13 protein-coding genes are annotated in these 24090 nt (G+C 60.6%); 3 read left to right on the forward strand and 10 right to left on the reverse strand.

Annotation, left to right across the window (positions count from 1 at the left end; translation table 11 throughout):
* Nucleotides 1-15: 15 nt before the first annotated feature.
* Complete coding sequence (locus ACOGXC_RS04110; RefSeq protein WP_419919443.1) at nucleotides 16-1467, reverse strand: FAD-linked oxidase C-terminal domain-containing protein; 1452 nt, start codon at nucleotides 1465-1467, stop codon at nucleotides 16-18.
* Between the two features lie 59 nt (nucleotides 1468-1526).
* On the opposite strand from ACOGXC_RS04110, the gene ACOGXC_RS04115 reads away from it, so the two are divergent.
* Nucleotides 1527-3266 (forward strand): chloride channel protein, encoded by a 1740-nt coding sequence (locus tag ACOGXC_RS04115; protein ID WP_419919444.1) that lies wholly within the window; start codon nucleotides 1527-1529, stop codon nucleotides 3264-3266.
* A gap of 88 nt (nucleotides 3267-3354) precedes the next feature.
* On the opposite strand, the gene ACOGXC_RS04120 is transcribed toward ACOGXC_RS04115, so the two are convergent.
* The 4 genes from ACOGXC_RS04120 to ACOGXC_RS04135 all read right to left on the reverse strand — a co-directional run bounded on the left by ACOGXC_RS04120 (nucleotide 3355) and on the right by ACOGXC_RS04135 (nucleotide 17900).
* Entirely contained in the window at nucleotides 3355-3573 is a 219-nt protein-coding gene (locus ACOGXC_RS04120; protein WP_419919445.1) for a hypothetical protein, read from the reverse strand.
* Nucleotides 3574-3775: 202 nt separating this feature from the next.
* The gene (locus ACOGXC_RS04125) at nucleotides 3776-4957 is read right to left on the reverse strand and encodes a ribonuclease D (protein WP_419919446.1); all 1182 of its coding nucleotides are present in this window, start codon (nucleotides 4955-4957) and stop codon (nucleotides 3776-3778) included.
* Nucleotides 4958-4992: 35 nt separating this feature from the next.
* Nucleotides 4993-16590, reverse strand: coding sequence for a PKD domain-containing protein (locus ACOGXC_RS04130; RefSeq protein ID WP_419919447.1), 11598 nt, complete (start codon nucleotides 16588-16590; stop codon nucleotides 4993-4995).
* Between the two features lie 1106 nt (nucleotides 16591-17696).
* Nucleotides 17697-17900 (reverse strand): hypothetical protein, encoded by a 204-nt coding sequence (locus tag ACOGXC_RS04135; RefSeq protein ID WP_419919448.1) that lies wholly within the window; start codon nucleotides 17898-17900, stop codon nucleotides 17697-17699.
* An 87-nt stretch (nucleotides 17901-17987) separates the two neighbouring features.
* Between ACOGXC_RS04135 and ACOGXC_RS04140 the strand changes: the two genes are divergently transcribed.
* Nucleotides 17988-18551, forward strand: coding sequence for a hypothetical protein (locus tag ACOGXC_RS04140; RefSeq protein WP_419919449.1), 564 nt, complete (start codon nucleotides 17988-17990; stop codon nucleotides 18549-18551).
* A gap of 30 nt (nucleotides 18552-18581) precedes the next feature.
* Here ACOGXC_RS04140 and mobA read toward each other — a convergent pair whose 3' ends face one another.
* The 5 genes from mobA to ACOGXC_RS04165 form a co-directional block, all read right to left on the reverse strand.
* The gene (mobA, locus tag ACOGXC_RS04145) at nucleotides 18582-19433 is read right to left on the reverse strand and encodes a molybdenum cofactor guanylyltransferase (protein ID WP_419920010.1); all 852 of its coding nucleotides are present in this window, start codon (nucleotides 19431-19433) and stop codon (nucleotides 18582-18584) included.
* Nucleotides 19361-19924 (reverse strand): flavin reductase family protein, encoded by a 564-nt coding sequence (locus tag ACOGXC_RS04150; protein ID WP_419919450.1) that lies wholly within the window; start codon nucleotides 19922-19924, stop codon nucleotides 19361-19363. The genes mobA and ACOGXC_RS04150 overlap by 73 nt, the downstream gene beginning before the upstream one ends.
* Before the next feature lie 125 nt (nucleotides 19925-20049).
* Nucleotides 20050-20496, reverse strand: a complete 447-nt coding sequence (locus tag ACOGXC_RS04155) for a DUF3151 family protein (protein WP_419919451.1) — start codon at nucleotides 20494-20496, stop codon at nucleotides 20050-20052.
* Nucleotides 20497-20648: 152 nt separating this feature from the next.
* A complete protein-coding gene (gene pyk, locus ACOGXC_RS04160; protein WP_419919452.1) occupies nucleotides 20649-22067 on the reverse strand; it encodes a pyruvate kinase in 1419 nt (472 codons plus the stop codon).
* Between the two features lie 221 nt (nucleotides 22068-22288).
* Nucleotides 22289-23080: a SirB1 family protein gene (locus ACOGXC_RS04165; protein WP_419919453.1), complete on the reverse strand. Its 792-nt coding sequence runs from the start codon at nucleotides 23078-23080 to the stop codon at nucleotides 22289-22291.
* A gap of 104 nt (nucleotides 23081-23184) precedes the next feature.
* Here ACOGXC_RS04165 and ACOGXC_RS04170 point away from each other — a divergent pair, with 104 nt between their 5' ends.
* Entirely contained in the window at nucleotides 23185-23940 is a 756-nt protein-coding gene (locus ACOGXC_RS04170) for a glycerophosphodiester phosphodiesterase (RefSeq protein ID WP_419920011.1), read from the forward strand.
* The last annotated feature ends 150 nt before the right edge of the window (nucleotides 23941-24090 follow it).

A 24090-nucleotide genomic window follows, 5' to 3' on the forward strand; every position in this document is an offset into this window, starting at 1 on the left:
CAGATACCCCCTCCCTCACCCCCATACCCCTTCGGGGACGTTGTCCAGGGCGTTGATGTCGGCGCAACTCGATCCGGTGGGCAGAACCTTTCCGGGGTTGGCCATCTCGCCGGGATCGAATGCCCGCCGCAGCCGCCGCTGGGCATCCAGGTCGGCTTCGCTGAACATCAGCGGCATGAAGTCACGCTTTTCGATGCCGATGCCGTGCTCGCCCGACAACACCCCGCCCGCGGCCAGCGAGGCCTCGATGATGGCCGACCCGGCGGCGTGTACCCGATCCATGATCCCCGGCTCCTTGCGGTCGTACAGCAGCAGCGGGTGGAGGTTGCCGTCGCCCGCGTGAAAAACGTTCATGACCTGCAAATCGTGCTCCTCGACGATCTCGTACACCCGGCTCATCACCTCGGCCAGGCGGGTGCGGGGCACCACCGTGTCGTGCAGGTAGTAATTGGGCTTGATCCGGGCGATGGCACCGAACGCGCTCTTGCGTCCCTTCCACAGCAGGGCACGCTCCTTATCGTCGGCCGCCCGGCGAACCCTGCCGCCCCGCTCCGTTGCCAACTGGGCCACCCGGTCGGCCTCGGCCTCGACCCCGCCGGGCAGGCCGTCCACCTCCACGATCACCACCGCGGCCGCGTCGGTGGGGAACCCGGCTCCCACGTACTCCTCCACCGCGGCGATGATGTTGGCATCCATCATCTCGATGGCTGCGGGGACAATGCCGCCGGCAATCACCGCGCTCACCGTCCGGGCAGCGGCATCCACGGTGTCGAAGGCCAGGAGCAGGGTTTGTATCGCCGGTGGGTTGGGCATGAGCCTCACTGCGATGGCGGTGGCGATGCCCAGCATTCCCTCCGACCCTATGAACGCGCCCCGCAGATCCAGACCGGGTGAGCAGCCGTCGGGATCGCCCAGGATCACGGCCTCGCCCGACATGAGCACCACCTCAACCGCCAGAACATGGGCGCTTGTCACCCCGTGGGCCAGGCAGTGGGGTCCGCCGGAGTTGGTGGCGACGTTGCCCCCCAGTGAACACACCTGCTGGCTGGACGGATCGGGGGCAAAGTGCAGACCGTGGCTCGCCGTGGCCCGGCTGAGGTCCAGGTTGATCATGCCGGGCTGGACCCAGGCCATCTGCCGTTCGGGATCCACCGACAGCAGGCGGTTCATCTTGGTGGTGACCACCATCACCGGTTCATCCAGGGGCACCGCTCCCCCGGCCAACCCGGTTCCCGCCCCGCGGGGAACCACTGCCCGCCCATGGTGCCGGGCAACGTTCACGCAGCCTTGCACCTCCCCGGTATTGAGAGGAAAGCACACCGGCCCGGCCCGGCCCGCCTCAAAAATCGATGCATCCCGTTGCATGAGCGACTGCTCCAGCGAGGCCACTCGCACTCGCTCGGGGGGCAACACCCCCAGGAGATCCCTTATCAAGGGATCCTTGTTCCTTGCCCGTCGGATGCCCATCGGCCAGGGATCCTTGTTCCTTGCCCGTCGGATGCCCATCGGCCAGTAGGATACCGGCAGTGAGTCGGACAGGGCGTGTGGTCGGCCGCGGCGCTGGGGGTCGCATCGCCCGTTCCGGGATCGCCCGTTCCGGGGTGGAGCTGCTCTCCTCCTTCCGGCCCCGCCGGGCCCTGCCGACCATGGTGCTCCTGTCCATCGCCACCGGTGCGCTGGTGGGCATTCTGGTGGCCGGGTTCGAGCAGCTCACCGTCGAGGTGCTGCTGGAGCGACTCCTGGCCGCCCCGCTGTGGTGGCAAGCGGTGGCACCGGTGGTCGGGTTGGGGGCCACGGTGGTCATCCTGCGCCTCGCCGGGCGGGGGGCGACACCCTCGACCTCGGATGAGTACGTGCGGGCCTTCCATGAGCGCCACCCCAGGCTGCCCATCTCCCAACTCCCCGCCAAGCTGCTGGCCGGGGTGGCAACCATCGGTCTGGGGGGCTCGGTGGGTCTGGAGGGGCCATCGGTGTATGCCGGGGCCACCGTGGGTCATGGCACCCAGGGGCTGTTCGGGCGCTGGCTGCGGCGGGAGGAGGCCAAGATGCTGCTCACTGCGGGGGCGGCGGCTGGCATCGCCGCGGTGTTCAAGACTCCCGCCACCGGGGTGATCTTCGCTCTGGAGGCACCTTATCGTGACGACGTGGCCCGGCGGGCGCTGCTGCCGGCGCTGCTGGCCTCTGCCTCGGGCTATCTGGTTTACGTTGCCGTGCTGGGGACGGCCCCGGTCATCGACCTGGGCAGCCACGATGTCGATCTCAGCATCATCCACCTGGGTGGGGGTGCGCTGCTCGGGTTGGTGGCCGGTCTTGGGGGTCGGGGGTTCGCCGGGCTGGTGCGCTGGGCCAAGGGGCTGGAGAATCGGTTTCCAATCGGGATGCGGATTCTGGTGGGCGGGGCGGTGCTGGCCGGGCTGGTGGTGGCCAGCGACGCCGTGTTCGGCCATCCCCTGAGCCTGGGTCCCGGGGTGGAGGCCACCAAATGGTTGCGCGACAGCGAGCACACTCTGCTACTCGTTGCCGCCCTGCTGGCGTTTCGAGTCGTGGCCACGCTCACCACGGTTGGAGCCGGAGGTGCGGGTGGGCTGTTCATCCCTCTGGCGGTTCAGGGGGTGATCGTGGGCAGCTTTTTGGGTCAGGCCATGGGAGTGAACGAGATCGGGCTGTACCGCACATTGGGATTGGCGGCATTCTTGGCCGCCGGCTACCGGGCTCCCATAACCGCGGTGATGTTCGTGGCCGAAAGTACCGGTACCTCCGCGTTCGTGGTTCCCGCCCTCATCGCCGCGGCGGCATCGCAACTGGTGGCCGGGACCAGCTCGGTGGCTTCGTACCAGTTGGACAAGCGCCAGGGGGTGGTGGAGCGCAGGCTCGCCCTACCGCTGACCTCCGTGCTGACCACCGACACGCTGACCGTGCCCCCCGATGCCACGGTCAGCGAGCTGGTGCACATACACCTCATCGGGCGAAGGGAACGGGAGGTTCCGGTGGTGGACGGCGGGCAATACCGGGGGATGTGCGGCCTGGAGCAGGTGAGCGACCTGGAGCGTGAAGCGTGGGACACCACATTGGTGGCCGGCATCACCCGCCGCGACCTTCCCACGGCCCGCCCATCATGGACGTTGCGCGACACCATGACCCAGATGGACTCCAACGACACCGACCACCTTGCGGTCACCGATGATCACGGTACGTTCATCGGGGTGGTGCGCGCCGACGACATCCTCCGGTTGGACGAGATTTTGGACGAGACCGAAGGAGTGTGACCGGGGTTATCTTGGCCGAGGCAGAAGGAGCGCGACCGGGGTTTACGTAAACGAGATCGAAGGAGCGCGACCGGGGTTTACGGGAGTGCTAGTTGGGGAATAGCTCGTCAACGTTGTCGGCTGAGGGGGTGTCCCGGTACTCGCACCAGGGTTTGGCCCCCACCTTCACCAACCGGCATTCCTCTCCGGGGATGGCTCCACACTCCACGCATGGATCCTCATTCTCCTTGAACATAACGTCAAAGTCGTCGCTCGTGTGTTTCAGCGCGCGAGCTTCTTCATAACGACGGTGGCGTCCCTTTTTCATGGGCGGCTCCACAATGTCGAGCCGGTTGCTTTTCGGCACCGGCAATAGGGGGTATTCCGCCCCCCTACTTTTTCATGGGTGCCAGTGTAACCACTTCTGCGCCTGCTCTTGCACACCGCAGGGGTCACCGCCGGTGCGAACGCCGGGTATGCCAGCCTGCAAATCGGGTGCCGGAGCGTTCCTCCAAAACGGTGCCCCTGTTCTAGCTCCGCGTTGTGGGTGAAATCGGGCGCCGGGAGCGTTCCTCCAGAACGAGCCTGCCCTGGCTGTCCAGGGCTATGGCTGCGGTTCTTTGCAGAAGCTGTTGAACGGGGGCCGCGATCATGCCGGCCCGCCATCCCCTGAGGGCCCGGCAGTCGGGGTCGCCTCGAACCAGTGCCTCTATGTCGCTGCGGGTGGCCAGCAGCGTGGGGTCGAGGTCGGACTCCGCGGCGTGATGGGTAGCCCACGAAGTGATCAAGTTGACCGTTGGCTTGAGCGACTGATCCAGTTTGGGGGGTCGGTCGTCGGGCACGCTCTTGATCTCCGCGCCCCGGATCCGGTTGAGAAAGTCCAGCAGCTTGCCGTCCGCACCCCGGCTGAGGTTGCGCGACTCCATGCCCTCCAGGTTTCGCAACTGTTTGAGCGTCCTCGGCAGGCGCTGAGCCACGGCCGCTACCGCCGAATCCGACAGGACATGGCGCACGGGCAGGTTCTGCTGGACCGCGCACTCCTCCCGCCATTGGGCCACCGCCTGGGCCACAAATCGGGACCGTCCCTTCAGACCGCGGATTTCCTTGATCCGCCGCCACGCATTCTCGGCCGATCGCTCCTTGCCTGACTGCCTGAGCAGGAGTGCGCACTCCTCCTCGGCCCATTCGAGGCGGCCCCGGGCTTCCAGTTCCTTGTGCAGTATGTCGCTGATTTCCAGCAGGCGCTCCACATCGGCCGCGGCATACGCCAGCATGGACTCGGTCAGCGGTCTTCGCAGCCAGTTGGACCGGCGGGCTTCCTTGGGCAGGTCCACCCCCAGCAGATCGTGGTGGAGCAGGGCCAGCGATGGGGTGCGGTACCCTATGAACCCCGCCCCGATCTGGGTGTCGAATATGCGGTTGGGTAGCGTACCGCATTCGTGCTGAAGCAATTCCAGGTCCTGGGCGGCAGCATGGAACACGGCCAGGCCATCGCTTTGCAACAGCTCAACCAGCGGCGTTATGGGCACACTCAGCGGGTCGATGATGGCAAGCTGATCTCGCCAGGCCACCTGAATCAGCGCCGCTTGGGGATAGTAGGTGCGCTCACGGTGAAACTCGGTGTCGATGGCATAGGCAGGCGCGGTGGTTGCATCGGCCACCATCTCAGCCAGCCCGGCCGGGGAGGTGATCGGTTCGATCCGGGGGGACATAGGGCTCATAGGATTCTATGGCCGGGGGTTGTTGTTTAGTTTTTTGGTTGGTGGTGGGTGTAGTGGAGGTTGAGGGTGGTGGGTTGTTGGAGGGGTTTGTCTAGGGTGATGGTGATGGTTGTGGTGGGGTTGGTTCCTTCGGTGATGGTGGTGGTTGTGGGTTTGATTGTGATGAGGTTGTCGGTGGTGATGGTTATGGTGATTGTGCGCAGGTAGGCGTAGTCGTTGGTGTCGGTGGCCATAACTGTCATGGTGTAGGTGCCGGTTTGGGTTGGGGTGAAGGTGAGTCGGGCGGTGTTTAGTGCTGTGCCTTCCGGTAGCGGTGGTGTGGTCTCGCCGGGTTTACGAGTCCAGGCGTAGGTGATGGTCTCGTCCTCGTTGGTGTGGGTGGCTACCGCAGTGATGTCCACTTGCTGGCCGAGTCTGAGGACCAGATCGCTGAGCGGGGCGAGCTCCAGTGGGTTGGTGTGGTTGTCGGTGGGGCTGATTTCGTGTTCTTCGGGGGTTGGGGGGTTGCCGACGGTGATTGTGATTGTTTGGGTGTCGGTGTTGCCGTGGGTGTCGGTGGCGGTAACCGTCATGGTGTAGGTGCCCGAAGCGGTGGTGGTGAACCGCAACCTAGCTGTGTTGAGTGTAGTGCCCTCAGGTAGCGGTGGTGTGGTCTCGCCGGGTTCGCGGGCCCAGGCGTAGGTGATGGTCTCGTCCTCGTTTTCGTGGGTGGCTGAGGCGGTGATGTCGATTCGTTGACCGACCTGGGCGGTGACGTTATCGAGCGGTTCCAGCACCGGGGAGCTGTCGTCGTCGATGACGGTAATCGTGGCGGTGGCGTTACCCAGCCTGAACCCTGCCGGCAGCTCGCTCACCGGTTCTATGGTCACCGTGATGGTTTCTGTCTCTTCGTCCACTTCGTCGTCGGGTATTGGGATGGTGACGGTCTTGGATACCTCACCCGGGCCGAAACTCAAGGTGCCCACAACCGCTATCGTCACGGTTCGGGTGTCGGTGTTGGTGTTACCGTCATCAGCGGTCACCGTCATCGTGTAAGTCCCCACCTGGGTTGGAGTGAACAGCAACCGAGCCTCATCCAGCGCGGTGCCCTGAGGCAACGGCGGTGTGACCTCCCCAGCCTTGCGAGACCATTCATAGGTGACCGTGTCTCCGTCCTCATCGGTGGCCGAAGCAGCGATGTTCACCTTTTGACCGGGCCGGACAGTAACACTCTCTATTGGTTTCAGGACCGGTGAACTGTCATCATCAGCAATCGTCACCGTCGCGATGGTGTTGCCCATGACAAACCCGCCCGGTAGTGGGTTGACCGGCACAATGATCACCAGGAAGGTTTCGTTATCCTCATCTATCCCGTCATCGGTGATCGGAACCATAACATCCACGAAGCGCTCACCAGCCTCAAAAACCACCTCACTAACTTCATCATAATCCATATTGCTAATGGCAGGATCACCATGGGGGGCACTATCAGAGATCACCTCGAAGGTTGTGTCCTGGGTGGGTGGTTCGGCGGTGCTGATCCTGACTGTGGCGAAGTTATCGGTGCCTTCTGTTACCGACACCATGGCTGGTATCGAGATGACGGTGTCGGCAACGACGGTGATAGTCACTGTTTCGGTGCTGACGGTGTTGTTGTTGCTGTCGGTGGCGGTGACTGTCATGGTGTAGGTTCCCATCCGGGTTGGGGTGAACGTCAACCGGGCTTGGTTGAGTAGCGTGCCGGTTGGCAGCGCCGGTGTGGTTTCCCCGGTCTTGCGAGCCCACAGGTAGGTGTAGGGGTTGTCATCATCGGTGCTGGCAGCCGTAGCAATGACGTCCACTAGCTGGCCGACTTTGGCTGTCACCAGGAGTGGGAAGCTGTCGTAATCGGTGATCGTCACCGTGGTGGTGGCATTACCCAACCTGTAACCGGCCGGTAGCGCTGCTGATGGTGCGATGGTGACAACAATGGTTTCCGCGCCCTCTACTACATTGTCGTCGGTGATCGGGATCACGATATCCTTCGACACCTCGCTGGTTCCGAAGGTGATCGAGGTTACCGCGTCGTTGTCGTAATCCCCATTAGCCGGGTCAGCCGCGCCGGTCGCAGTGCCGCTGTAAGTCACGTTGAAGGTGACCGATTGCCCAAAAGCTTCGGCCAGGCTGATCGTGACCGTGGCATTTTTGTCGTTACCCTCGGTTGCCACCACCGCTGCGGGCACCGACACCACCGTTTTCGGGTTGACTGTGATAACCACTGTTTCAGCATCGCTGTTGGCGTTACCGTCGTCGGCGGTCACGGTCATGGTGTAAACCCCGGCAGTGGTTGGGGTGAACGTCAACTGCTTGGCACCCAACGCGGTGCTCTGGGGCAGCGCGGGTAAGTTCTCATTCGCCTTACGGGTCCAGGCATATGAGATTGTGTCCCCATCGGCGTCGGTCGCGTTAGCGGTAACATCCACAAGCTGGCCGGCCTTGAGGGTGACATCGGCCAAGTCCCCCAGGACCGGGGAGTTATCATCATCGGTGATCGTCACCGTGGATGCCGCGTTGCCCAACCTGTACCCGGCCGGCAACGCCGCCGAGGGTTCTATGGTCACAGTGATCGTCTCAGCGCTCTCATCCAAATCATCATCAGTGATCGGAACCACAATGTTCTTCGACGTGTCCGTGGTGTTGAAGGTAACCGATGTTACCGCGTCGTTGTCGTAATCACCATCGGATGGGTCAGCCGCGCCGGTAGCGGTACCGCCATAATCAATGTTGAAGGTGACCGATTGGCCGAACGCTTCCGCCAGGCTGATTGTGACGGTTGCGTTGCTATCAGTTCCCTCGGTCACCGCTACTGTGGCGGGTACTGACACCACTACCTTTGGGTTGACTGTGATTGTCACTGTTTTGGTGTCGGTGTTTTCGTTGCCGTCGTTGGCGGTAACGGTCATGGTGTAGGTGCCGGTGGTGGTGGGGGTGAACGTCAACTGCTTCGTGTTCAGCGCGGTGCTTGGAGGTAGTGCAGGGGTGGTTTCCCCGGCCTTGCGAGCCCAGGCATAGGAAACCGTGTCGCTGTCAGCGTCGGTGGCGTTGGCGGTGATGTCCACGAGTTGGCCTGCTTTGAGGGTGACATCGGCCAAATCCTCCAGCACCGGGGAGTTATCGTCATCGGTGATGGTCACGGTTATTGTGGCGTTGCCCAACGTGTACCCGGCCGGTAACGCTGCCGAGGGTGCAATGGTCACAATGATTGTTTCAGCGTTCTCATCGAGACCGTCATTGGTGATCGGTATCACGATGTTCTTCGACGTGTCGCTGGTGCTGAAGGTGACCGAGGTTACCGCGTCGTTGTCGTAATCACCGTTAGAGGGGTTTGCCGCCCCGGTAGCGGTACCGCTATAAGTCACGTTGAAGGTGACCGACTGGCTGAACGCTTCAGCTAGGCTGATTGTGACGGTTGCGTTGCTGTTGGTTCCCTCGGTTACCGCCACCGTAGCTGGTACCGACACCACTACCTTCGCAGCAACTGTGATAACCACCGTTTCGGTATCGGTATTACCGTTACCATCATTGGCGGTAACGGTCATGGTGTAGGTGCCGGTAGCGGTTGGGGTGAACATCAACCGCTTCGCAGCCAACGCAGTGCCCCCGGGCAGAGCCGGGGTGGTCTCACCGCTCTTGCGGGTCCAGGTGTAGGAAATCGTGTCCCCATCGGCATCGGTGGCGTTGGCGGTGATGTCCACAAGCTGGCCCACCTTCACCCCAACAGCAGCCAAATCCCCCAACACCGGGGAATCATCATCATCGGTAACCGTCACCGTTGTCGCGGCGTTGCCCAAGGTGTATCCGGCCGGTAACGCCGCCGACGGTGTAATGGTTACAGTGATCGTTTCCGCGCTCTCATCGAGACCATCATCAGTAATCGGGATCACGATGTTCTTCGACGTGTCCGTGGTGTTGAAGGTGACCGATGTTACCGCGTCGTTGTCGTAATCCCCGTTGGAGGGGTTTGCCGCCCCGGTAGCGGTACCGCTATAAGTAATGTTGAAGGTGACCGACTGGCCGAACGCTTCCGCCAAACTGATCGTCACCGTAGCATTACTGTCGGTTCCCTCGGTGACCGCCACCGTAGCTGGTACCGACACCACTACTTTTGCGGCAACAGTGATAACCACCGTTTCGGTATCGGTATTACCGTTACCGTCGTTGGCGGTGACGGTCATCGTGTAGGTGCCGGTAGCGGTGGGGGTGAACGTCAACCGCTTCGTGTTCAGCGTCGTAGCTTCGGGCAGCACCGGTGTGGTCTCCCCGCTCTTGCGGGTCCAGGTGTAAGAAATCGTGTCCCCAACGTCGGTGTCGGTGGCGTTGGCGGTGATGTCCACCTGCTGGCCCACCTTGACCCCAACCGCCGCCAAATCCCCCAACACCGGCGAGTTATCGTCATCGGTAACCGTCACGGTTGTCGCGGCGTTACCCAACGTGAACCCAGCCGGTAACGCCGCCGAAGGAGCAACAGTCACAGTGATCGTCTCAGCGGTCTCATCGAGACCATCATCGGTGATCGGTATCACGATGTTTTTCGATGTGTCGCTGGTGCTGAAGGTGACCGAGGTTACCGCGTCGTTATCATAATCCCCATCAGCCGGATCACTGGCCCCGGTAGCAGTACCACCATAAGACACATTGAAAGTCACCGACTGGCCGAACCCCTCAGCCAAACTGATCGTAACCGTCGCATTACTATCGGTTCCCTCGGTGACCGCCACCGTAGCGGGTACCGATACCACTACTTTTGCGGTGACTGTGATAACCACTGTTTCGGTATCGGTATTACCGTTGCCATCGTTGGCGGTAACCGTCATGGTGTAGGTGCCGGTAGCGGTTGGGGTGAACGTCAACCGCTTCGCGTTCAACGCAGTGCCCACGGGCAGTGCGGGGGTGGTCTCACCACTCTTACGCGTCCAGGCATAGGAGATAGTGTCGCCAGTATCGGTGTCGGTGGCGTTGGCGGTGATGTCCACCTGCTGGCCCACCTTGACCCCAACATCGGCCAAATCACCCAACACCGGGGAATCATCGTCATCGGTGATAGTCACCGTCGCCACGGCGTTACCCAACGTGAACCCGGCCGGCAACGCCGCCGACGGGGCAACAGTCACAACGATTGTTTCAGCGGTCTCATCGAGACCATCATCAGTGATCGGGACCACGATGTTCTTCGACGTGTCGCTGGTTCCGAAAGTGACCGAGGTTACCGCGTCGTTGTCGTAATCCCCATCAGCCGGGTTTGCCGCGCCGGTAGCGGTACCACCATAAGTCACATTGAACGTAACCGACTGGCCGAATGATTCCGCCAAACTGATCGTCACCGTAGCATTACTGTCGGTTCCCTCGGTGACCGCCACCGTAGCGGGTACCGATACCACTACCTTCGCGGCAACAGTGATAACCACCGTTTCGGTATCGGTGTTGCCGTTGCCGTCGTTGGCGGTGACGGTCATGGTGTAGGTGCCGGTAGCGGTGGGGGTGAACGTCAACCGTTTCGTGTTCAACGCGGTGCCCACGGGTAGAGCGGGGGTGGTCTCACCACTCTTACGGGTCCAGGTGTAGGAGATTGTGTCCCCAACGTCGGTGTCGGTGGCGTTGGCGGTGATGTCCACCTGCTGGCCCACCTTGACCCCAACATCGGTCAACTCTGCCAGCACCGGGGAGTTGTCGTCATCGGTGATAGTCACCGTTGATGCCGTGTTGCCCAACGTGAACCCGGCCGGTAACGCCGCTGATGGGGCGATGGTCACAACGATTGTTTCCGCCGTCTCATCGAGATCATCATCAGTGATCGGGATCACGATGTTCTTCGACGTGTCAGTGGTTCCGAAGGTGACCGATTTTGCCGCGTCGTTGTCGTAATCCCCGTTAGCCGGATTGTTGGCGCCGGTAGCGGTACCGCTATAAGAAATGTTGAAGGTGACCGATTGGCCGAACGCTTCGGCCACGCTGATCATGACGGTTGCGTTGCTATCGGTACCCTCGGTCACCGCCACCGTCTCGGGTACCGACACCGGGGTGTCGGCCAGAACAGTGATAACCACCGTCTTGGTGTCAGTATTGCCATTACCATCGCTGGCGGTCACCGTCATCGTATAGGTACCGGTCGCGGTGGGGGTGAACCGCAACCGTTTCGTGTTCAACGCAGTGCCTTGGGGCAGCGCCGGGGTGGTCTCACCGGCCTTGCGGGTCCAGGCATAAGAAATCGTGTCGCTGTCGGCGTCGGTGGCGTTGGCGGTGATGTTCACCTGCTGGCCGGCTTTGACCCTAACCGCGGTCAAGTCATCGAGCACCGGGGAGTTGTCATCATCGGTGATCGTCACCGTCGCCGTGGCGTTACCCAACACAAACCCGGCCGGTAACGCCGCCGACGAAGCAACCGTCACAACAATCGTTTCCGCAGCCTCATCGAGATCATCATCAGTGATCGGAATCGCAATATTCTTCGACGTATCCGCTGTTCCGAAAGTGACCGATGTGACCGCGTCGTTGTCGTAATCACCATTGGCCGGGTTATTGGCACCAGTAGCAGTACCCCCATAAGAAACATTGAACGTGACCGATTGGCCGAACGCCTCCGCGACGCTGACCGTCACCGTCGCATTAGCATTGGTGCCCTCGGTTACCGCCACCGCTTCGGGCACCGATACCACCGTTTTCGCGTTGACTGTGATGGTCACCGTTTCGGTGTCGCTGTTGCCGTTACCGTCACTAGCGGTAACGATCATCGTGTAGACACCGGCCTGGGTTGGGGTGAACCGCAACCGCCTCGCACCCAACGAAGTCTCAGGCAACGCCGGAGTGGTCTCCCCGGCCTTGCGGGTCCAGGCATAGGAAATCGTGTCACTATCAGCATCGGTCGCCGTAGCCCTGATGTTCACCCGCTGACCAATTTTGACTGTCACATCCTCCAAATCTGCCAACACCGGGGAGTTGTCATCATCAGTAATCGTCACCGTCGCCGTGGCGTTACCCAACGTGAACCCGGTCGGCAACGCCGCCGACGAAGCAACAGTCACAGTGATCGTCTCCGCAGCCTCATCCAAATCATCATCGGTGATGGGAATCACGATGTCCTTCGACGTATCCCCGGTGCCGAAGGTAACCGAGGTTACCGCATCATTGTCGTAATCCCCATTGGCCGGGTTTGCCGCCCCGGTAGCGGTACCGCTATAAGACACGTTGAAGGTGACCGACTGGCCGAATGCTTCGGTCACACTGATCGTCACCGTCGCATTGGTATCAGTGCCCTCGGTTACCGCCACCGCTGCTGGTACCGACACCACCGTTTTCGCTGTGACCGTGATAACCACCGTCTCGGTGTCACTGTTACCATTACCATCACTAGCAGTAACAACCATGGTATAAACACCAGCCCGGGTGGGGGTGAACGTCAACCGCTTCGTGTTGAACACCATACCTTGGGGCAACGCGGGTGTGGTCTCACCAGCCTTGCGCGCCCACGCATAAGAAATCGTGTCGCTGTCGGCATCGGTAGCGTTGGCGGTGATGTCCACCTGCTGGCCCACCTTGGCATCAACATCGGCCAACGCGTCCAACACCGGCGAACTATCATCATCGGTGATCGTCACCGTCGCCACGGCGTTACCCAACACGAACCCCGCGGGCAAGGTTGCCGACGGTGCAACCGTTACAGTGATCGTCTCGTCGGTCTCGTCGAGATCATCATCGGTGATCGGAATCACAATATTTTTTGACGTGGCCCTGGTTCCGAAAGTGATCGAGGTCACCGCGTCATTATCGTAATCCCCGTTGGCCGGGTTATTGGCACCGGTAGCAGTACCCCCATAAGAAACATTGAAAGTAACCGACTCGCCGAACGCCTCGGCCACACTGATCGTCACCGTCGCATCACTATCAGTGCCCTCGGTCACCGCCACCGCTGCCGGTACCGACACCACCGTCTTCGCCCCAACAGTGATAACCACCGTCTCGGCATCACTATTACCGTTACCATCACTAGCAGTCACCGTCATCGTATAAGTGCCGGTGGTTGTGGGGGTGAACCGCAACCGCTTCCGGTTCAGCGTGGTCGCGGGCAGCGCGGGTGTGGTCTCACCGCTCTTGCGGGTCCAGGCATAGGAAATCGTGTCACTATCAGCATCAATCGCGTTAGCAGTGATACTCACCTGCTGACCTATCTTCACCGTCACATCGGTCAACTCCTCCAACACCGGAGAACTATCATCATCAGCAATCGTCACCGTCGCAGTAGCGTTACCCAACACGAAACCAGCCGGCAACACCGCCGACGGGGCAATAGTCACAGTGATCGTCTCATCGCCCTCATCCAAATCATCATCAGTGATCGGAATCACGATGTTCTTCGACGTGGCCCTATTTCCGAAAGTGATCGAGGTTACCGCGTCGTTGTCGTAATCACCGTTGGCCGGATCACTGGCACCAGTAGCAGTACCACCATAAGAAACATTAAAAGTAACCGATTCGCCGAACGCCTCAGCCACACTGATCGTCACCGTCGCACTACTATCAGTGCCCTCGGTCACCGCCACCGCCGCCGGCACCGACACCACCGTCTTCGCAGCAACAGTAATAACCACCGTCTCGGTATCGCTATTACCATTACCATCACTAGCAGTCACCGTCATGGTATAGGTGCCGGCCTCAGTAGGAGTAAACCGCAACCGCCTCGTATTCAAAGTAGTCTCGGGCAACGCCGGAGTCGTCTCACCAGCCTTACGTGTCCAGGCATAAGAAATCGTGTCACTATCAGCATCAGTCGCCGTTGCCCTGACACTCACCTGCTCACCCACCTTGACCGTCACATCGGTCAAATCCTCCAAAACAGGGGAATTGTCATCATCAGCAATAGTCACCGTCGCCGTGGCGTTACCCAACGAGAACCCCTCCGGCAAATCCGCCGCCGAAGCAATAGTCACAGTGATCGTCTCATCGGGCTCATCGAGATCATCATCAGTGATCGGGATCGCAATATCCTTCGACGTATCCTCAGCCCCAAAAGTAACAGAAGTCACCGCATCATTATCATAATCACCATCAGCCGGATCACTCGCACCACTAGCAGTACCACCATAAGAAACATTGAACGTAACCGACTCCCCAAACGCCTCCCCCACACCAACCCTTACCGTCGCATTAGCATCAGTCCCCTCAGTCACCGCCACCACCGCCGGAACCGACACACTCTTAGGCGACACAACAGGTATAACAACAGCACCAACCTCATCAAGGGACAAATCCCCGCCTAAAGCATCTATCACAGCCACTAGAATGGCCATACCCTCATCCGGTACCGTGAAAGTTCTCTTACCTGTCCAACTACCATCACTGTTGACCCTCGCGCCTCTGATGGAGGCTAGAAGCGCGTCTAGGCCGCCGGCAAAAGCTATATTTTTCACGCAAATGTTGGGGTTACCTTCAATCTTGTTTATATCCCCATCAGGTGGGTAATCACATGCTATGAAGAAAACCCCCAAACTTGTAGGGCTTACTTGAGGTACCCAGCCAGAACCGCTAAGAGTGAACTCATAATCACCAGCACTTTCAACACTTGCTGGGCTAACCGTTACAGGCTTGAACTCAGGAAACTTAGGATAAAACATTGACGCTTCCTCAGGTGACACCAAACCATTATCCGTGCGAACCTGGAAAGTATACACGGAAAAGTTGGTTAAACCTGTTGTTAGGGTATAACTAGTCGTATCCGCATCCGAACCAGGCACCTCCAACCAAGAAGTATAAGGAACATCAGTTGCGGTCTGATGATCAGTTTTATAACGATACTCGTAACCAGTAATACTATCATCATTAGGATCAGTCCACGACAGCTCCATCAGCCCCTTAGCAGATTCCACAGCAAAACCACTGAGTTGCTCGGCTGGGTCATCCAGCGTCCCATCAGCGGTACTATCCCCACCTACCTTATAACCCGTACCAGCATTCAAAGTGACCCGATAAGCCTCGCCACCCTCAACAGAGGAATCACTCAAGGTGGGAATCGTCACCGTACCAGTTGTATTAGGGCTCGAACCGAAAACTGCGTCGAAGTTGCGCGGCCCCAAAGTGCCTACGATGTCGTCTGCGGTGAAACCACTGGAATCACGGGCCGCCAAAGTCAAATTCACCTGCTGCGTACCCGTCAACGCCTTATTGGAGGTAACCGTCAAACTGATATCATTTCCCTCCGTCACCGTCGCCGGATCAGTCGACAACTGCAAAACCGTTGGGTCAATCAGTGTTCCATCAGCGATGCTATCACCACCCACCGTATAGCGCGTCCCAGCATTCAAGGTGATCCGATAAGCCTCGTCACCCTCAACAGAGGTATCGGTCGAGGTGGGAATCGTCACCGTACCAGTCCTGCTGGGAGTCGCCCCGAAATCAGCGTCGAAGTTGCGCGGCCCCAAAGTGCCTACGATGTCGTCTGCGGTGAAACCACTGGAATCGCGGGCCGCCAAAGTTAGATTCACCGCCACCGTACCCGTCAACGCCCTACTCGAGGTAACCGTCAAACTGATATCATTTCCCTCCGTCACCGTCTCCGGATCAGTCGACAACTGTAGCGAAGGCGGTAGTTCGTCCAGTGTTCCATCAGCGGTGCTGTCACTACCCACCGTGTAACCCGTCCCAGTATTCAAGGTAATCCGATAAGCCTCGTCACCCTCAACAGAGGTGTCGGTCGAGGTGGGAATTGTCACCGTACCAGTTGTATTAGGGCTCGACCCGAAAACTGCGTCGAAGTTGCGCGGCCCCAGAGTGCCTTCGATGTCGTCTGCGGTGAAACCGCTGGAATCGCGGGCCGCTAAAGTTAGATTCACCTGCTGCGTGCCGGTCAACGCCTTGTTGGAGGTAACCGTCAAACTGATATCATTGCCCTCCGTCACCGTCGCCGGATCAGTCGACAACTGTAGCGAAGGCGGTGGGTCGCTCAGTGTTCCATCAGCGGTGCTGTCACTACCCACCGTGTAGCCCGTTCCAGCATTCAGGGTGATCCGATAAGCCTCGTCACCCTCAACAGAGGTGTCGGTCGAGGTGGGAATCGTCACCGTACCAGTTGTATTAGGGCTCGACCCGAAAACTGCGTCGAAGTTGCGCGGCCCCAAAGTGCCTACGATGTCGTCTGCGGTGAAACCACTGGAATCGCGGGCCGCCAAAGTTAAATTCACCTGCTGCGTGCCCGTCAACACCCTATTGGAGGTAACCGTCAAACTGATATCATTGCCCTCCGACACCGTCTCCGGATCAGCCAACAACTGCAAAACCGGTGGGTCGTCCACTGTTCCATCAGCGGTGCTGTCACTACCTACCGTGTAACCCGTCCCAGCATTCAAAGTAATCCGATAAGCCTCAGCACCTTCTGTTGAGCTGTCGCTCGAGGTGGGAATCGTCACCGTACCCGTCCTGCTGGGAGTCGACCCGAAATCAGCGTCGAAGTTGCGCGGCCCCAAAGTGCCCTGAATGTCGGCTGCTGTGAAACCGCTGGAATCGCGGGCCGCCAGAGTCAGATTCACCTGCTGCGTACCCGTCAACGCCTTATTAGAGGTAACCGCCAAACTGATATCCTCCCCCTCCGACACGGCCGCGGGATCAGTCGACAACTGCAAAACAGGAAGAAGAGTAGCTACACGGATTGGAATAAAAATACGAATTGAGCTTGAAAAGGTACCCACGAAAATCATGATCCCATCCGTTGGTACAGCAATATTTGAAAGCCTACCAGTAAACGCACCAGAAGTATCTACAGTAACATTAACAAATTTTGAAAAGATACAAGTAGATTGATACCTACCTAAATCTGCTTTTGATGGTAGGATACCGTTTGCTGGCATAGGGCATGGAAATGTAACTAACCGAGTCCCAGAAACGAATCCTTTGCCCTTCAATGAAAAACTATAGGTACCAGCACTAGAAACCGACGACGGATCTACGGTTACTGAAGGCCCAGTAGGTGTAGGAGTAGGGGTGGGAGTAGGAGTAGGGGTGGGAGTAGGAGTAGGAGTAGGGGTGGGCGTAGGCGTGGCAGTGGGGGTAGCAGTAGGGGTGGGCGTAGGAGTAGGGGTGGGCGTAGCAGTAGGGGTGGGCGTAGGAGTGGGTGCGCCGACCGGCACAAGGACACCACCGCTTTCGGCAATTTTCTTCCCTGAAAGAGGATTACTATAGGTGGCCACATCGGATACTGCAAAAGCTACACCAGGCTCTACTATTTTCGCGTTAGGAAAAGTAACACTAAAACCACCATTTTGATTAATGGAAACCCGTTTAGTAAGTCCTCTCTCTGCGGGCGCAAAAAGAGCACCAGTACATTCGTTTGCTCCTAGGTCGTCAACATTGCCGCTTGAGGGCCAGAGGCAAAGCACAACAGCAACTTGCGCCACAGTCCAGCAGCCAGAACTACTGATAGTAATACTATGCGTACCAGCAGCCGAAACATACGCTGGAGTAGCAACAACCGTTTCAATAATTTTCTCGACTTGCGGGTTAGTCTTTGTTGACGTGCACGCATCCGATTCCTCGGACTCCTCCGTTTCCTGCGCATGAAGCTCACCAGACCCGATGACTGACCCCCCCCAGGCCATGAGAACCAGCGCAACCATGACAACCCACCACTTCTTGTGCATTGCCAAAGCTTGAGGTGATGATCCGTGCTCTTTCATTTTCCCCCTCTTTTCTGTTTTGCTGTTCACAGCTAGCCACTCACAGACCCCGTATGCTACAGCAGGTGATGCTCCCTGTAAAGAGCCTTTTGAGATTTCTGCCCAAGCCGGACAGCGGTGCCCACCCCAGCAGCGCTGCCCACCCCCACCGGAGCCGCTTCAAAGCTCGCCACCGACCCCATCCTCAAACACCTGCCCCTGGCGATTACCCCCAACTCCGAGCTACCCACCCCCAACACCCCCAGAGCGATGGATGCCATGGGAGTGTTCGATAGCGCGAGAAAAGAACAGAGGTGTTGTTGGGCTGTGGGTGGGGTAGGCTGGATACGAGCAGGAGGATTGTAATTGTGGATGCTGCGTTGTTGGCTGTGATTTCGGTCTTCGGTACCGCCTTGGTGGCACTGCTGGTGTGGGTCGCCCGCGCGTTCAACGCCCGCTTCACCGACCTGGGTGCTAGCATCAATGCCCGCTTCACCGACCTGAGGGCCGACATGGGCTCCCGCTTCCAAGCGATGGATTCCCGCTTCCAAGCGATGGATTCCCGCTTCCAAGTGATGGATGCTCGCTTCGAGGGGTTGGACACCCGCATGGAGAAGATGGACACCCGCCTTCAGTCGGTGGAAGTCCGCATCGAGAAGATAGATGCCCGCTTCGACGGGTTGGATGCTCGCATTGAGGGGTTGGACACCCGCCTTCAGTCGGTGGAAGTCCGCATGGAGAAGATGGACACCCGCCTTCAGTCGGTGGAAGTCCGCATCGAGAAGATAGATGCCCGTATCGACGGGTTGGATGCTCGCATTGAGGGGTTAGATGCCCGTTTGGTCGAGTTGGGGGGCAAGGTGGATCGACTGGGAGGTCGGGTTGCTCGGATCGAGGGAAAGCTGGATATTCAGGACCCGGTGACCGCTTGAGCACAGGCTGAGCCCCTGCCAACAGGGCTATTACCGGTATGGCCGGGGAGACTTCAACACGGCTTCGTTCATACCTCTGAAGCGGTCGAGATCGGCGGGGGTGTCGATGTCGGTTACCGCCGTTGGTGGGGCGGGTAGGTCGATAACCGTTATCCCGTCCAGCAGTGCGGCCACCGAACGTAACCCCGACTCGAATAGCTGCTCGGCCACCGCCGCCGCCCGGGTGGTGATGGCCAGGGGGAGATGGTGTCGGCGCTGATCGGTGAACACAGCCGCTACCGGTTGAGGCTTCAGAGGTGGATTGGAGCGGTCCCGATTGACGGTGTCCACCAGCAGGGCCACATCGGCTGCGGATATGTCGGGCAGGTCGCAGGGCAGTATTACGGTTACCGGGTGTCGGGCGTGAGCCAGAGCGGTGATCACCGCCCCCAGGGGTCCTTCACCGGGCCACCTGTCGGATACCTGGATGGCGTTGGTTTTGGCGGCAACCTCGGGCAATCGGGGGTTGCAGCCTCCTATTATCAGCCGCTGCGAGGCACCCTCCAGGGCACTCAATGCGTGGGTTACCAGCCACCGCCCCCCAACCGGCACGAAAGCCTTGTCGGTGCCCATCCGCCGACTCAGCCCCCCAGCCAGTACTGCGCCGGTGAACTCTGCTGCGATCCCTAACCCTTGGTGGCGGTCATTGCATGGCTCTGGCTGAATGTCGGGCGGGCCGGTGAACTCTGCTGCGATCCCTAACCCTTGGTGGCGGTCATTGCATGGCTCTGGCTGAATGTCGGGCGGGCCGGTGAACTCTGCTGCGATCCCTAACCCCCGTAGTTCATGCGGGTGTCTTCCATACGGAGCACGGGGGTGTCCTCGTCGGCTTGGAAACCGCAGTCCATCACCTCGCCGATGAACAGGGTATGGGCCCCGGTCACCACCGCCTCTCGCACCTCGCAGTCGAGGTAGGCGGGGGCGCAGTCCAGGATGGGGGCCCCGGTGACCCCATCGTGGAACGCGAATCCGTTCAGGGTCATGGCCACCAGGTCCACCTCCACCGGTTTGGTGAACTTGCGCACGATAGCCCGGTCGTCGCGGGCCACGGTGCACAGGCTGAAAACCCCGCCCTCGGAGATGAGTTCGTGGGTGAAGGCCGGATGCTCCACCCCTATTCCCACCAGCTTGGGCTCAAAGGCCAGTTGGGTGGCCCAGTTCAAGGTCATGGCGTTGCGACGCTCCCCGGACCGTGATCCCACCACGTACAGCCCGTAGGGCAGGCTCCACAACACCCGCCGGCGCATCCGATCGTAGGCATCCTGGGCTTGGGCATCATCGCCCACTTGCTGGGGAAAAGGCCCGATGGGCCCGGTGCCCCCCGGAGCGGCCATATCAGGCCCGCCGGTTCGGTGGGTGGGGCACTAAGGATTCCCGTCTCGGGGGTTTGGTCATGCTCAGGCCCGCCAGTTCGGTGAGTGGGGCACTAAGGATTCCCGTTTCGGGTGTCCAGTCATGCTCAGGCCCGCCAGTTCGGTGGTGGCCATGACGGGTCGAGTTGGTGCAGGAAGTGCTGGCAGCGCTGGCTCTCGTCGTGTTCTTGGATGGTTGCCGCGGTGGCCTGCAACCCTGCCAGGGCTCGCAAAAAGCCGCGGTTCACCTCGTGTTCCCAGCGCACGTACCCCGATCCCCGCCAGCCGTTCTGACGCAGACGGTCCAACCCCCGGTGGTATCCCACCCGGAAGGCGGCATAGGCCTCAGCGGTATCGCGGGCCAGCAACCCCAACCGGGCCCAGCCGTCCAGGAAGCGGGGAAACCGCACCACGACCTCGGCAACCGCATCCCGCCTGCGATCCTCGGTCTGGGCCAATGCCTCCTCCAGGGCAGCGACCGCCAGCGGCGGCTCGGGATCCAGAATGGTCTCCGGCGGCCCCGATCGACTCAGGCTCACCGGTGCATCGCTCATACTCGTAATCCTTCTACGATCTGTCGATGCGTACCAAGCGCAGGGTGTTGGGTGGTTGTTTGGGGTCAGTCGATGCGTACCAAGCGCAGGGTGGTTGTTTGGGGTCAGTCGATGCGTACCAGGCGCAGGGTGTGGGGTGGTTGTTTTGGGGGTTAGTCGATGCGTACCAGGCGCAGGGCATCGGTGGCTTGGGCCATGCCGGCCAGCACGGCCACGATGTCGCCGGAGCGGATGTAGCCCGCCTTCTGGGCTTGACCCAGGGCATCGGCCAGCCGATCCTCGTAGCTGCTCCTGTTCTGGGCCAGCATCGGGGTTACCCCCCAGCTCAGGGTGAGCTGATGGGCGGTCCGGTCCGAGGTGCTGAAACCCAAAATGGGGGTCTGGGGGCGGAACCGGGCCATTGACCGCACGGTGAAACCCGATGCCGATATGCAGATTATGGCCGCCATGTTCAACTCGTTGGCTGCGTTGGCCGCCGCGCCGGTCATGGCATCGGTTATCGATTTGGGGGCATTGGCATCGGTCATCCGCAGCCGGCGAATGCTCTCCCCCCAGCGGACGTAGTCGAACTCCTCATCGGCCCGTTGAGCGATGCGGGCCATGGTGCCCACGGTGGCTGCCGGGTGGGCTCCGATGGCGGTCTCGGCCGAGAGCATCACTGCGCTGCTGCCGTCGAACACTGCGTTGGCCACGTCGGATGCCTCCGCTCGAGTGGGGGTGGAGGCCTGGACCATGGAATCCAGCATCTGGGTGGCGGTGATCACCGGCAGCCCTCCGGCGATGCATTCCCGGATGATTTGTTTCTGGAGATGGGGGGTCTCCTCGATCCGGCACTCGGTGCCCAGATCGCCACGGGCCACCATGATCCCCGCCGACGCTTCGATGATGCCCGCGAGGTTGTCAACCGCAGCTCGGGTCTCGATCTTGGCTATCACCAGCGGGCCGGTGGGATGGGGCTCCACTCCCATCCGGCGGACATCGTGGCCCGACCTCACGAACGACAGGGCCACCATGTCCACCCCCTCATCCAGGAAAGCATCCAGCGCTCGCAGGTCCTCCCGGGTGGGTGTGCCCAGGCTCAGCCGATCCGAGGGGATGCGGAACCCGGGTCGGCCGTGGACCATGTCGCCGTGGAGCACCCGAGCCCGAGCCTTGTCGGCTCCGACATCGATGATCTCCAGCAGGACCTGGCCGTCACCCAGTGCCACCTGGTCGCCCCCGGCCATGTCGTGCAGGAGGTTCTCGTAATCAACCTCCACGGCCTCGGCGGTGCTCCGGTGGTCGCCCACCCGGATCTCCACCTCGGTGTTGGCAATCAGCTCTACTCCCCCGGTGCCGAAGCTGGCGGTGCGCACCTTGGGTCCGGGCAGATCGACGAGAGTCCCCACCCGCTTCCCGGCTTCCCGGGCCACCTGGCGCACCCGGTGAAACCGTCCCAGAGCTTCCTCCAGGGATCCATGGGCCAACCCGATGCGGGCCACATCCATACCGGCATCCACCATGGCCCGCAAAGTCTCCGGTGACTCCGATGCCGGACCTATGGTGGCGATGATCTTGGTACGCCGAGTCACAACCCTCAACGCTATCGCTCAAAGGGGGCCATGAGGGTTTGTCTCCGGCCGTTCCATCGCTCGTCCCGACGCTTGTTGTGGCCCATAAGAGCTTGTTTGCCGACTATCGCCCGTCAGTTCATACGCGCTCTAGCAATTGCGGCCAGGTGTCAGTTCATACGCGCTCTGGCAATTGCGGCCAGGCGTCAGTTCATACGCGCTCTAGCAATTGCGGCCAGGTGTCAGTTCATGCGCGCTCTGGCAATTGCGGCCAGGCGTCGTAGCTCCCCGGCCTGGTCCTCGCTATCGCCTGCGGACTCGGCCAGCATCTCGAACCGGCGTGCCGCTTCATCGAACCGCCCCCGTTTCATGTTGATCAGCCCGAGCTGCTTGGTCTCGCGGGCCGAGACCGTGGGGAACATTGCTCGCAGTTCCAGCACCCATTCCAGGTTGGTGTAGTCCTGGTGCCGCGCGTAGATGGCCCGGAGGTTTCCCAGCATCCGTTCCATGATGGAAGCATGGCTCACCGCAGACAGGTAGGCGGGATGGAAGCCCTGCCGCCCTCCCGAGATCCGGTCGAACAGTTCTGCGCAGCCCCGAGCATCCAGCAGCACGCCACCGGCGAACACGTCGATGAACGTGTTGGGATCATGGTGATCCCGGATCAGGAAATGTCCGGGCATTCCGATTCCCTCAAACTCGAAGCCGGTGCGCCAGCCGATGACAATGGTCAGCACGGCCAGGCTGATGGGGATTCCGGTGCGGCGGCGCATCACCTCGTTCAAGAACGAATTGCGAGGGTCGTAGTAATCCACCCGGTTGCCGTGGAAGCCCAACTCGCCGAACAGCGAGTGCAGCATGAGGTCCCGGTTGGTTTGTTCGCAGTGGCTGGCCAGGGCATCCAACCGGTCCAACTCGGCATCGAAGTCCATATCTGGGTAAGCGTGGGCTGCGATGCACAGGGCCCCCTCGTCGAGGGGAAACTCCTCGTGCTCAAGCAGCAGGCCGAACCTCTCGACCAGCACACGGTTCATGCCCCGGCAATCTATCCCGGTCTCTGGTGCCGTACATCCCGGTATCCATCCCGGCCGCTGGTGGCGTACATCCCGGTATCCATGCTTGCCACTACCATCTGGGGGTGTCTGCCTGGCCGTTTCTGGACCATGAGGGCCCGGTGGCCATTGCCCACCGGGGTGGGGCCGCGGAAGCGCCGGAGAACACCATGGCTGCGTTCGCCGCCGCCGTCACTCTGGGCTACCGCTATGTGGAAACCGATGTGCACGCCACCCGGGACGGGGTGCTGGTGGCATTCCACGACGAGGGGATGCAACGACTCAGCGGTCACCCCGGTTCCATCGCCGATCTGACCTGGCGAGATCTGGATACGGTTCGAGTGGGGGGCGGGCAGGCCATTCCCCGCTTTGAGGATCTTCTGGAGGCCTGGCCCGAGATCAGGATTGCTGTGGACCCGAAACACGATCGGGCCACCGCGCTGCTGATCGGTGCTCTGCTGCGGGCCAACGCCATCGATCGGGTTTGCGTGGGATCGTTCTCGGGCCGCCGGTTGGCCTCGGCCCGGAGATTGGGCGGACCCCGGTTGTGCACCGGCCTCGGCCCCGGGGAGATCGTCCGGCTCCAAGCGGCGGCCGCGGGCTTGCCGGGGCGGATCAGAGCCGGAGCGTGTGCCCAAGTGCCTCCGGCGGTGATGGGGGTGCCGGTGGTCCATCAACGATTCGTGGACGCTGCCCATGCCCAGGGGCTGGCGGTGCACGTGTGGACCATCGACGATGCCGGTGAGATGAACCGCCTGCTGGATATAGGCGTGGACGGCATCATGACCGACCGCCCCACAGTCCTGCGTGATGTTCTGGTGGAACGCGGCTCCTGGCCCTAGGAGTTCGGCAATTTGGCTGTGGTTAACTCCAGGTTGCCTGGGGATTTCAACTCATATCGGTGGAAAACCCTGTGGATTTTATTTTTTCCCTTGACTTGGGTTGCCGGAGGGGTATGGTGGCATCACCAAACAGAACCAAGCGGAGTTCAC

The sequence above is a fragment of the Candidatus Poriferisocius sp. genome (assembly GCF_965202595.1).
In the GTDB taxonomy this organism is placed as follows: domain Bacteria; phylum Actinomycetota; class Acidimicrobiia; order Acidimicrobiales; family Bin134; genus Poriferisocius.

Excerpts from the sequence above, each read along its gene's own strand:
- ACOGXC_RS04110 (WP_419919443.1), bottom strand. The coding sequence starts at position 1,467 with ATGGGCATCCGACGGGCAAGGAACAAGGATCCCTTGATAAGGGATCTC.
- ACOGXC_RS04120 (WP_419919445.1), bottom strand. The coding sequence starts at position 3,573 with ATGAAAAAGGGACGCCACCGTCGTTATGAAGAAGCTCGCGCGCTGAAA.
- ACOGXC_RS04125 (WP_419919446.1), bottom strand. The coding sequence starts at position 4,957 with ATGTCCCCCCGGATCGAACCGATCACCTCCCCGGCCGGGCTGGCTGAG.
- ACOGXC_RS04135 (WP_419919448.1), bottom strand. The coding sequence starts at position 17,900 with ATGGCATCCATCGCTCTGGGGGTGTTGGGGGTGGGTAGCTCGGAGTTG.
- ACOGXC_RS04150 (WP_419919450.1), bottom strand. The coding sequence starts at position 19,924 with ATGGCCGCTCCGGGGGGCACCGGGCCCATCGGGCCTTTTCCCCAGCAA.
- ACOGXC_RS04155 (WP_419919451.1), bottom strand. The coding sequence starts at position 20,496 with ATGAGCGATGCACCGGTGAGCCTGAGTCGATCGGGGCCGCCGGAGACC.
- ACOGXC_RS04165 (WP_419919453.1), bottom strand. The coding sequence starts at position 23,080 with ATGAACCGTGTGCTGGTCGAGAGGTTCGGCCTGCTGCTTGAGCACGAG.